The sequence below is a fragment of the Acidithiobacillus sp. TH-A36 genome (assembly GCF_057473445.1).
The window spans coordinates 1-11,335 of the sequence record NZ_JBYCKP010000093.1; the positions used below are offsets into that span (position 1 = coordinate 1).

The following is an 11,335-nucleotide window of genomic DNA, read 5'->3' on the forward strand; positions in this document are numbered from 1 at the left end:
TTGGTCCCTCTGCAACGGATCGGGAAGTAGGGGATTTACGCCCAAGCAGAGACAGGCTTATGGCGGATTGGGGTTGGGGGGTTGGCCTCCGCCTTTCGGAGATCATGACTCTCAATCAGTATCAGTTCCTTGCCTTGCATCCGGATGAGGAATCCCCCTTTTCACAACAAGCCGTTGAAGTGATTGGCAAGGGCAATGTGGCGCGAAATGTTGCCGTACCGAACTGGTTGATTGCAGATACGCTCCAATATATGCAAGGAGAGCGGGCACGAGCGCTGGAACTGGGGCGCAAAAAAGGAAGGCAGGCGCCTAAAGTCCTATTTCTGGCAGGTGCACGTTCACCAGATCCAGGATCAACTTTCACCCCGCGACGATTCGAGACGATCGTCGAAGAGGCCTGCATTTCCGCAGGCCTGATGCGGTTGAAACAACGTATTGATCCAGACACGGGCATAACGACGCAGGTTTCGGTTGCCAATCACTGCGTGCATGATCTCCGGCACACCTATGCCGTGTATACCTACTGGATCGAGGTGAAGAATGGGAATCCGGAACCATGGAAGGTGATTCAGGCGCAACTTGGTCATGAGCGGATGGAAACGACTATTCAGACTTACCTGAAGTTTGTCCAGTTGTTTGGTCCTCGTGGCCAACAGGACATTAGGTCTCTTGTAGGCTTGGAGTAAGACAATGACCAAGAATAAGAAACGATCCTCTGCAAGCACTGTTGCCAAAGCCTCAATGCTAGCAAAGTCAGGCACCATCGCACACGACGAGCCACCAGTATCTGACGCCACTTTTCCACGACGCGCAGAGGCCAAACGCAAGCCAACTTCGGCTACATCTGTCGCTGCTCAGATCCGTAGGAAGTCGGAAGAGACCGCGAATATCGTGGATATGGGAGCGACTCGTCTAAAGCAAACCAAACTCCATTTCAGTAATGACTATCACGATATTCGCGTCGAGTTTCCAGGTCCTGATCGTGAGCCCTACGTTTTAGACCTTTCATTCCTGGGGCAGGCACCCAACCTAGCCAAACCGCTAGCTGAGGGTTTCCGGCTTTATGGAGTCGGTAAGCGCCAGAAGACGATCATGGGGCGCAGATCCGAGCTTCAGGTTGGATTTTTAGCCTTTTTGCGGGAAAGCGATCTCCTGCACATCACCCTCGAAGAGTTTGATCGTTCCTTATGGAATCAGTTCAAGCAGTGGCTTGACTCGAAGATTGATCAGAAACATGGACAGGTGCTTCATCCGAAAACCAGGTCGGTAACCTTCGGGGCATTAGTTGCTGTGATGGAAGCATTGAAGTCGGCTCCAGAATTCGGCCGATTGGCACGAGTTGCCTTCGATGCAAGACCGAACATCACTTGGAGTTATGTTGAAACGCGAACCACACCACGACAAAGATTGTCTTACGAAGCATTGCAGGCAATTGATAACGCGGTGGCCAAGGATATTGATGCCCTTCGCGCAAGAATCGAGAAGTCGGAGCAGTTGTTGCAGAAGGGAAGCGAAAGGCTCGCTGCAGGGGATTTCGACCTTTCCGATCTGGCTACGTGCGCCGCTTACATCGCTCAGAACTGCCCCGAAGGCCTCCCATCTCCTACCGTCTTGAAAAAATGCCACCCTGAGTTATATCGCCATGTTGGTTTTAACAAGAAAGCGCATACCATCCTGCGGCTTAAGGAAATCCTCTACCCAACTGCCCGCGATCTCGTGCCACTGGTCCTTTTCCTGGCAATTGAGTCCGCCATGAATCCGACGACATTGTTTGAGTTGGAATGGACAGATATTCATCCCGGAGAACTGCTCGGTCAGCCATTGATCCGATTGGGCGGGACCAAGTGGCGGGCAAGCGAAGATCCATTGATACCGATGTCTGCGGCTCGTATTGAACCGGTCTTGGATCTTCTTAAACGCCTAACGAAGCTGGTGCGCAAGACTGTCAGCCCTTCCTTGAAGGACCGACTGTTCCTTTTTTACCGGTATCATGGGACCATTTCCGCAGGCCGGGGACTTGGTGGGGATGACAGGGGAATACCCAGGTCCGATGGGAGATGGATACGTAGTCTGGCGGAGTTCTGCGAGAATCATGGACTCCAGTCGTTCAAACTCAGCCAGATCAGGGCAACAATCGGCGACGAGATTGCCTTTCGCGAGGGTATTGTGGTGTCCAGTCAGATTCTTGGACACAAGGATGTTAGGACCACAGATAAGCATTATGTTAGTGATGGAACACGGTGGCGGGAAGCCGAATGGCTTGGGAACGCCATGCTCTTCATGGAACGATGGTTCAGGACGGACGGGAAAATTGATCCGCGTCGACGCCGGCTCACACCGCGTATGGATCGTGGCGCTGCCACGCCGGGGTTCTATTGTTTTGATCCCTACGATTCGCCATGGCCGACGCAGAACAAAAATCGGTTGTGCGCCGCTTACGGTCGATGTCCCTCCTGCCCTTTGGCGGCGGCCGACATTCATGATCCCGGAGCTGTCGCGTTGTACCTGTCCTTGCGTACGGCGATCTTTGAGGCGCAAGGGCAGATCGCCGGAGAAGCTTGGCTGGTGCGTTACGGCCCCGTGCTCATGGATCTTGATGCGTTACTGACGCATGTGCCCGCCGATGTCCTGGAAGCAGCAAAGCGCTTCGATGTGACCTTGCCAGCAGTGGAGTAATGAATATGTTGACCGCAGAAATCATTCGTACAAGCTCAAGCGCTCCGTTTCACCTCCGTCCGGAAGTCGAACTGAATGCGGTCTGGGTGTCATCGAAGAGTCGCTGGAGGGATTCCATCTGGTGGCTGGATAATCCGAGCATCGGCCAGCGCGCTTTGTCAGCTAAGATGAATTGGGATATGGCGTTGCCAGATGGGCGGAACCTCCTTGACTCGGAGCATTCCCAACTACTGGGATGGCTAAGAAGATTTGTCTGGAGTCTGTTTACTGATCCCCGAGACAAGGCCAAAGCATATAAAACCGGGAATGGCGTCCTGTTGACGCAGGGTCTTCGGGTGGTCGTGCCATGGATGGTCGAACGTGGGCAAATATGGCCCAAAAATATGGACAAGGCGTTCGTTGCTGCGTTCATAGATGATCTGCCGTCGATTATTGCCGTAGACGTAGATGACGAAACGGTTATCGGGGAAGGAGCAGCCTATAGGCCCCTGAAAATCATTGACTTAATCTGGCGGCAGCGCCAGGCCCTGGAAGAAGCGGGCATTTCACCAATGCCGGAACGGCCTTGGATAGATGAGAAAGGGGCCAACTCGATTGCCAGGCAGATCATCACCGAGGCGCGGGGTTGGATTCGGCCTTTGCCCGACGAAGTGGCCATTCCACTGGTAAACAAGGCAGCATGGTTTCTGGGAATCCCCGCCGAAGTCGGCTTGGAGGCCCGCGAAAAAATGGAAGAGGCCTACCACCGAAACGATTTCCCTAAAAAATCTAAGAATCCTCAGATCGCTCGTCGAAATCGCATTAACGCGGTTCTGCATGATTATGAATTGTCTGTCCTTGATAGTGCGTCTGGGGAGTGGTACGACCATTTGATTCAATACAATATTAAAAAAATTAGAGAGGCGGGTCCGATATTACGGGTCCGACAGCTGGTTGCTGCTATTACGGGGGCTGCGTGTATCGTAATTCAATCCTCAACCGGCATGCGTGCAAGCGAGATATGTGCTTTGCGCGCAGGTGTTGATTCGGAAACCGGTCTACCGCATGGGGTCCGTATTGTCGAGGCATCGTCGGGGCTCAACGAAGCATTCGTGCTGCGATCCGAGCTGAGCAAGGAGGAAGAGGTTCCGCTTGATGTAGACTGGTTGCTCGGAATGCGCCCGAAAGGCAGCGACGAAATTCCCCTCCCGGTTCATGCCATGCTCGTGCTTGACAAACTGTACGCACATGAACGCAAACTTGCCGAAACAGATCGGCTGTTGATCACCATCAACGCTGGGAAGTCCTTTGCCTGGGAGAAAAAGGGAGTCAACCACTTCGACACCGCCCAGCTAAACGAGTATGTTAAGGCGTTCATTGAGCGATGGGTAGATCTGTCCGATTTGCCGGACGAATCTGCACACCGAATTTCCGAGAATGATCTCATCCCTTGGCGTGAGTCGAAGGGTCGCATCATCCGGCCTCACCAGTTTCGCAAGACCTATGCACAGTTCGCGTTGTCCATTGATCCGCGTCTGCTGCCAGCCGTTCAGCGCCAATACCACCACATGGCTATGGCTATCACGGAAGGTGGCTACTGGGGTAGCAATCGAATCCAGATCGAACCAATCAATGCCATGGCATCCCAACTTACGGCCATGCAAATGTATGAGATGGCGACTGGCCGGACAAAGGTCGCCGGAAAGATGGGCAAGCAACTTGAGAAAGGAATTGATGAGGTGCGCACGTTGGTCGAGGGGGCGGGTTTGGAAGTAGGATGGCGGCGCGTGATGCGTTTTGTTCGGGATAACAGCTTGCACATGTGGTTTGCCCCGCATGGTAATTGCTTCCCGATGAACACAGAGAACATGGGTTGCCATAAGGCTGCTGGGACGCGGCCAATTGGACTACCCATCCCTAACTACACTACGCGAGAACCTTCACTCTGTTCGGGTTGTGACTGTTTCATTCTGGACTTGCGCCACGTTGGGTTCTGGCAGGAACGGTATGTCACCAATGCCGTGGCACATCAGCAAGCCGAGGCGCGAGGGCAGGGCAGCATGTTCCGCGTGGCGGCTATGCGGGCTTCAGTGGCAAAAAAGATCCTGGAGCGCCTAGGGATAAAGACCGCTCCGTTGGATCTGCGCGTGGACCAAGAACTCGTCAATGTCAGGCAGTAGAAAACGGCCTCCCAGGGCAGTCATCGAAAAGGATTTTGATGATGCGATTGACCGTCTGGAAAAGAAGAAACCCAAAGACCCGCTGTTGAAGAGACTGGCGGCAGAGGGGCGCTTACAAATCAACTTTTCGACGGTTGCTAAAGAGGCTGAACACTCACGGACTTTGATCGCACACTCAAATTGCCAATATCAGTCACAAAGGGCCAGAGTGTTGCAATTGATGCGCCCTGGTGAGGTTACTGCGCCAAGGACCGCGAGTGAGGTGATCACTCGTCTTCGGGAAGACGTGGCAGAGCTGAAAAGCAAGCTGCATGCTGCGCTGAGTGGGCAGACAGCTCATTTTCTGGCCCGTCAACGAGCAGAGCGTGAGGCGGAGCGCTGGCGGAAGGAAGCGCAGCGGCGAGAGAGTCTGTTAAAGGAGCGCGACAAGTTGCACAGGGTCAGCCAGAACAAGGGTGGCGAGTGATGCCAGAACCCATGCGGATCATCGACAGGCCATTTTCGCCAGATGTTTTTTATGCGGCCACAGCGGCTGGTTATACGCCTCTACAGTCGCGAATCATCGCGGGTCGACTGGGTGACGAGGATTCGGGAAGGGTGGGATTGCTTGTTCGTCCGCCGCTGAGTGCGCTTGATTCACCAGACCGTTTGCCCGACATCGGCGTCGCCGCTGAGGCTGTTGCACGCGCTGTAAAACAAGGTAACCCGTTGATTATTTTGTCTGACTTCGACTGTGACGGAGCGTCCGGGCACGCGGTACTGAAGTTTGCGTTGCGTGACTACTTCGGTGTGCCCGAACACCGGATACACAGCTACATTGGCCATCGACTGCGGGAAGGGTATGGCGTTTCGGAAAGCGTCACCCAGCGGATTCTGGACTCGGCACCGCGTCCTGCACTTGTCATTACTGCGGACCAGGGCAGTTCGGACCATGACCGTATCGAGAAGCTCCGCGATCATGGCTTTTCGACAATAGTGACGGACCACCATGGAGTTCCGGAGCAGGGACCGCCGCACGCCGCCATCGCCTGTGTCAATCCCGTCCGCACGGATTCAGGCTTTGCCGACCCCTACATCGCGGGCGTGCATGTGGCCTGGCTACTCTGCTGCGCGGTACGGCAAAAGCTCATCGACTGGGGGCACCTTCCGGCCAATGCGCCCCGTCTGGGTGGCCTTCTTGACCTGGTTGCCCTGGGAACCATGGCGGATTGTGTGGATCTGGCCCGCTCGGCGAACAACCGTGCGGTGCTGACACGCGGTCTTGCCTTGATGAATGCGCCAGAGGCGCGCCCTGTGTGGCGTGCCTTGTACCAGGTTTCCCGTTGCAGCGGCCCGATTACAGCGGCGACATTGAGTTTTACCTTCGGGCCGATCATCAATGCCCGGGGCAGGCTGGATTGCGCACTGGGGGCCGTCGACCTGTTGATGTGCGACGACGAGGCGGAAGCCATACGCCTGGCGCATGTTTTGGTGGAGCACAATAGCGAGCGCAAGCGGGTCCAATCCAAGATGCTGCGCCGTATCCTGCCATTGGCGGAGGAGCAGGCGGTGGACGGGGCTATGGCCATTACCGTGTTCGATCCGGAAGGGCATCCGGGCGTACATGGGGTCTGCGCTGCCCGTCTGGTGGAAGCCTACGGACGGCCTGCTGCCTATTTCTCGCCCAAGCAGGAGAGCGAGCATATCACCGCTTCGCTGCGTACCGTGCCCGGATTTCATATCCGCAACGCCCTTGCAGGGATTGCAGAATCCTATCCGGACGACTTCGTCGCCTGGGGCGGTCATGCAGGTGCGGGCGGAGTCACCTTGAAACGGGAGGGATTTGATCGTTTCGCGACAGCCTTCAATGCAGCCGCAACCCGCGCCCTGGCAGCGTGGACCCCGGGCCCCCGGATACTGAGCGATGGGACGCTCGAACAGCTCCCAAGTTTGGAATTGCTCAAAGAGCTCGCGCTGTTGGAGCCTTTCGGTCGGCAATGGGAGGCACCCATCTTCTGTGCGGAAGGCCAGATTCTCAGTGTGCGTCCCGTCGGGGACGGCACCCACCTCAAATTGTTGCTGGGCATCGGGCCAAATCGATTCGATGCCATCTGGTTTGGGGCGGTTCGCGACGGTGTGTGTCCGGTGGAAACGGGGCAGCTTGTCCGGGTGACTTTCGAGCTGGAGGCCAATACCTTCAGAGACGAGACGTCCTTGCAATTGCGCGTCCGCCATGCGGTGGTTATTGCAGGGAAACCGGTGATGGTTCAGCGAGTAGCTACATGAATGCTGTAGAAATTGAGACGGCCATATCAGAACTCGCCTGTCAGCCTTTTGATGCCGTGGAGTTCCCTTTTGCGTTCCTGGCCGCTTTCGGCAATAAGGACATGGCTGTCAGACAGCGCTGGTGATTAGCCATTTTTCAGCAGAAATCAGCGTTTAGATTGTTCGCCTTTTGGAACCTCGGTATTTCGCTGATGCACATAATATTTCAACGGATTAATGATTCATTTTCCGCGAGATGGGGTGGTAAACACCTGATGCTGACAGTTGGCAAACGAATGACGCTGATTAACATGCCGGGTGGAAGGCTTGCAGGTAGAAAACTGGGTAACGGCATGACCTGCTCTCAACACCGTCAAAACTCCACTGGAGATCAGCACCGAAACTGCGCATAATTACGGGCTTTGTGTGCTAGGTGAACGGCCTGGCGCGGGGTTGATCTCGGCGCAGTCCGCTCGAAAAGGAAAAATCATGAGAGAAGTGAATGAGATGCGTGCTTTGCACGAAGATCTCCAGGCCCGGGTGATCGGCCTGAGGGGGTATCTTTGACCTCGAAGAAAAGCGTGGCCGTTTAGAAGAAGTTCAGCGCGAACTGGAAGATCCGGGCATCTGGACCCAGGCTGAAAAAGCCCAGGAACTGGGACGGGAACGAGCGGCTCTGGAAGCCATCATCGGACCGATGGACAAGTTGAGTGCCAGTCTGGCGGACGGTAACGAAATGCTGGAACTTGCGCTCAGTGAGCAGGATCAGGAACTGCTGGCTTCGGTGGATGCCGATCTGGATACGGCCCTGGCGATGGTCGAAAAACTGGAATTTCAGCGGATGTTTTCGGGAGAGCATGATGCTTCCGATTGCTTTGTCGATATTCAGGCGGGGGCGGGCGGCACCGAAGCCCAGGATTGGGCAGAGATGATTTTGCGCATGTACTTGCGCTGGAGTGAGCAGCACGGTTTTGCTGCGGAACTGGTGGAAGTCTCGGAAGGAGAAGTGGCGGGTATCAAGTCGGCCAGTATTCACGTCAAGGGCGATCATGCCTTCGGCTGGCTGCGTAGCGAAACCGGTGTGCATCGTCTGGTGCGCAAATCGCCCTTTGATTCAGGAAATCGTCGTCATACCAGTTTCGCCAGCGTGTTCATTTATCCCGAAATTGATGACAGCTTTGAAATCGAAATTAATCCAGCAGACCTCAAAGTGGATACCTATCGCGCCAGTGGTGCCGGTGGGCAGCACGTCAACAAGACGGATTCGGCCATTCGGATTACCCACGTCCCATCGGGCATTATTGTCGCCTGTCAGACGGATCGTTCCCAGCATAAAAACCGGGCCGAAGCCATGCGCATGTTGCGTTCCAAGCTTTTTGAAATGGAAATGAAAAAGCGTGATGCGGAAAAACAGGCGCTGGAAGACAGCAAGAGTGACATTGGCTGGGGGCATCAGATTCGTTCTTATGTGCTTGACCAGTCACGGATCAAAGACCTGCGCACCGGGGTCGAAGTGGGAGATACCCAGAAAGTTCTGGATGGGGCACTGGACCTATTCATCGAAGCGGCACTGAAGGCCGGCTTATAAAATGCAGTCACGCACAATTGGCGCGAGGAGAACAAAGTGGATCATGAACTGAATGACCAGATGCAGGTACGCCAGGACAAGCTGACCCAGTGGCGGCATGAGGGACAGGCCTACCCCAACCACTTTCGGCGCGATGCCTTGGCGGGAGATCTGCAGGCGCGTTATGGGGATATGGATGCCTTGGCGCTGGAGCAGGAGCCGATCCAGGCCCGCCTGGGTGGACGTCTGATGACCCGGCGGGTCATGGGTAAAGCCAGCTTTGCCGACATTCAGGATCAGTCCGGACGTATTCAGCTTTTTGTCAGTCGTGATGCCCTGGGGGAAGAGCACTATGCGCGTTTCAAGGCCCTGGATTTTGGCGATATTATCGGCGTGGAAGGGACTTTGTTCCGCACCAAAACCGGCGAACTGTCCCTGAAAGTCCACACTCTGCAACTGCTCAGTAAAGCCCTGCGCCCCCTGCCGGAAAAATGGCATGGGCTGAGTGATCCGGAAACCCGCTTTCGGCAGCGTTATGTGGATCTCATCGTCACCGAATCGGCCCGCCGGACGTTTCAGATCCGGGCGGAAACTGTGGCCGCTCTCCGCGAAGGCTTGCGCCAGCGCGGTTTTTTTGAAGCAGAAACGCCCATGATGCATGTCATTCCCGGTGGCGCCACAGCGCGTCCTTTCATGACCCATCATCATGCCCTGGATATGACGCTGTACCTGCGCATTGCCCCGGAACTTTACCTGAAGCGCCTGGTAGTGGGCGGTATTGAGCAGGTCTTTGAAATCAACCGTAATTTTCGTAATGAAGGGGTTTCTACCCGCCATAATCCGGAATTCACCATGCTCGAATGGTATGAGGCCTATGCCGATTATCGGGATGCCATGGATTTGACCGAAACCTTGATTCGCGCTGCGGCACAAGCGGCCTTGGGTGACACCCGGATTCAGTATCAGGGCCTGGAAATTGACTTGGGCAAGGCTTTTGTGCGGATGAGCGTGAGCGAGTCGGTGCGCGCCTATAATCCGGATCTGGTTGACGCCGATCTGCGCGATCCGGAAGTCCTGGCTGCCAAGCTGGCGCAGTTGCGCGTGCCCTGTGAGGCTTCCTGGGGCTGGGGCAAACGGCTGATCGAAATTTTTGAAAAGACCGTGGAATGTAATTTACAGCAACCGACGTTCATTACCGAATATCCTCTGGAAGTCAGCCCCCTGGCGCGCCGTAATGATCTGGATCCGGAGGTGACCGACCGCTTTGAGTTGATGATTGCCGGACGTGAGCTGGCCAATGGTTTTTCGGAGCTCAATGATCCCGAAGATCAGGCCGCCCGGTTCCGCGCCCAGGTAGAGGCCAAGGATGCCGGTGATGAAGAAGCCATGTTCTATGATGCCGATTATATCCGCGCCCTGGAGTATGGAATGCCACCCACTGCGGGCGTCGGGCTGGGTATTGATCGTCTGGTCATGTTGCTGGCGGATCAGCCCAGTATTCGTGAAGTCATTCTCTTCCCGCACTTGCGACCGGAATAATCATGCGCCCTTATGAGTTGTGGATCGGGTTGCGCTATACCCGGGCCAAAAGAAATAATCATTTCATTTCTTTTATTACCGGAACGGCCATCCTCGGAATGGTCATCGGGGTAGCCGCCCTGATTGCGGTCATGGCGGTCATGAATGGTTTTGACCACACCCTGCGTTCGCGGATCCTGGCGGTGACATCCGATGTCATCATTCAGGGCAACGGGGTGCCGGTCATGGACTGGCAGACCGCTACCCGACGTTTGTCGCGGGTGCCGGATGTGACTGGCGTGGCACCCTATGTGCAGGCGCAGGCACTGATTTCCCATGATGGTCTGGTCAGTGGAGCGATGATTGAGGGCATTGATCCTGCTCTGGAAGGGAGAGTGGACAAGCTGGCCAAGGATATGAAAGTAGGCAAGCTGCAAAGCCTGCAAAGTCATCCCTGGAGTATTGTGCTGGGTACGGCTCTGGCCCGGCAATTGGGAGTCACCGTAGGCGATAGGATCACCCTGATTTCGCCCCAGGGCGGAGTCACCCCTCTGGGCGTGAGTCCGTCCTTGCGCCAGTTTACCGTGGTCGGTCTGTTTTCTGTGGGTATTTACGCCTACGACAGCGGCATGGCGTACATCAATCTGGGGGATGCCCAGCGCCTTTATGGGCTGGATAAAGGGGTGACCGGCCTGCGTATGCAGATCAAAAATCCCTTTGATGCACCGGCTTTTGCCGCCCATCTCCAGAAACAACTGGGGCCCGCCTTTTATATTCAGGACTGGACCCAGACCCATGAAAACTTTTTCAAGGCCCTGAGCATGGAAAAACTGGTCATGTTCGTCATTTTATCCCTGATTATTGCGGTGGCGGCATTCAACATTGTGGCGACCCTGGTCATGGTGGTGACCGACAAGGAAACCGATATTGCCATTTTGCGCACTCTGGGCGTCACGCCACGCAGTATCATGCTGATTTTTATGGTGCAGGGAGCGGTAATCGGCCTGGTCGGGACTTTGCTGGGAGTGTTTTTTGGCGTCCTGCTGGCCCTGAATATCCCCACCCTGGTGCCTGCTCTTGAACAATTACTGCATACCCAGTTCATCTCTCCGGAGGTGTATTCCATCAGTCAGTTGCCCTCCAAGCTCGAACCCTGGGATGTGGTGCATGT

The 11,335-nt window shown here is 55.3% G+C and carries 9 protein-coding genes; all 9 read left to right on the forward strand.

The features are described from left to right. A partial coding sequence (locus AC2VLY_RS02675; protein WP_486921724.1) for a tyrosine-type recombinase/integrase occupies positions 1-686 on the forward strand: 686 nt, incomplete at its 5' end. A 4-nt stretch (positions 687-690) separates the two neighbouring features. Beyond that, a complete protein-coding gene (locus tag AC2VLY_RS02680; protein ID WP_310514047.1) occupies positions 691-2,676 on the forward strand; it encodes a site-specific integrase in 1,986 nt (661 codons plus the stop codon). Further along, on the forward strand, positions 2,676-4,835 hold the full coding sequence (locus AC2VLY_RS02685) for a hypothetical protein (protein ID WP_486921725.1): 2,160 nt from the start codon (positions 2,676-2,678) through the stop codon (positions 4,833-4,835). Before AC2VLY_RS02680 ends, AC2VLY_RS02685 begins: the two co-directional genes overlap by 1 nt. Then, positions 4,822-5,301, forward strand: coding sequence for a hypothetical protein (locus AC2VLY_RS02690; protein WP_310514049.1), 480 nt, complete (start codon positions 4,822-4,824; stop codon positions 5,299-5,301). Before AC2VLY_RS02685 ends, AC2VLY_RS02690 begins: the two co-directional genes overlap by 14 nt. Continuing rightward, the gene (locus AC2VLY_RS02695) at positions 5,301-7,100 is read left to right on the forward strand and encodes a single-stranded-DNA-specific exonuclease RecJ (RefSeq protein WP_486921726.1); all 1,800 of its coding nucleotides are present in this window, start codon (positions 5,301-5,303) and stop codon (positions 7,098-7,100) included. Before AC2VLY_RS02690 ends, AC2VLY_RS02695 begins: the two co-directional genes overlap by 1 nt. Further along, entirely contained in the window at positions 7,097-7,225 is a 129-nt protein-coding gene (locus tag AC2VLY_RS02700; RefSeq protein WP_264674711.1) for a hypothetical protein, read from the forward strand. Before AC2VLY_RS02695 ends, AC2VLY_RS02700 begins: the two co-directional genes overlap by 4 nt. A 343-nt stretch (positions 7,226-7,568) precedes the next feature. After that, positions 7,569-8,667, forward strand: a protein-coding gene (gene prfB / locus AC2VLY_RS02705; RefSeq protein WP_193651355.1) for a peptide chain release factor 2 whose coding sequence is annotated in 2 segments (ribosomal slippage) — positions 7,569-7,643 and positions 7,645-8,667 — 1,098 coding nt in all. Because the reading frame shifts where the segments join, the coding sequence is not laid out codon by codon here. 36 nt (positions 8,668-8,703) lie between these two features. Continuing rightward, entirely contained in the window at positions 8,704-10,185 is a 1,482-nt protein-coding gene (gene lysS, locus AC2VLY_RS02710; RefSeq protein WP_300253271.1) for a lysine--tRNA ligase, read from the forward strand. Positions 10,186-10,187: 2 nt separating this feature from the next. Next, positions 10,188-11,335, forward strand: a 1,148-nt coding sequence (locus AC2VLY_RS02715; RefSeq protein WP_486921727.1) for a lipoprotein-releasing ABC transporter permease subunit, incomplete at its 3' end; no start/stop codon positions are given.

What these genes read in the sequence shown, in the direction of transcription:
- AC2VLY_RS02680 (WP_310514047.1), top strand. Translation starts at nt 691, where the DNA reads ATGACCAAGAATAAGAAACGATCCTCTGCAAGCACTGTTGCCAAAGCC.
- AC2VLY_RS02685 (WP_486921725.1), top strand. Translation starts at nt 2,676, where the DNA reads ATGAATATGTTGACCGCAGAAATCATTCGTACAAGCTCAAGCGCTCCG.
- AC2VLY_RS02690 (WP_310514049.1), top strand. Translation starts at nt 4,822, where the DNA reads ATGTCAGGCAGTAGAAAACGGCCTCCCAGGGCAGTCATCGAAAAGGAT.
- AC2VLY_RS02695 (WP_486921726.1), top strand. Translation starts at nt 5,301, where the DNA reads ATGCCAGAACCCATGCGGATCATCGACAGGCCATTTTCGCCAGATGTT.
- AC2VLY_RS02700 (WP_264674711.1), top strand. Translation starts at nt 7,097, where the DNA reads ATGAATGCTGTAGAAATTGAGACGGCCATATCAGAACTCGCCTGTCAG.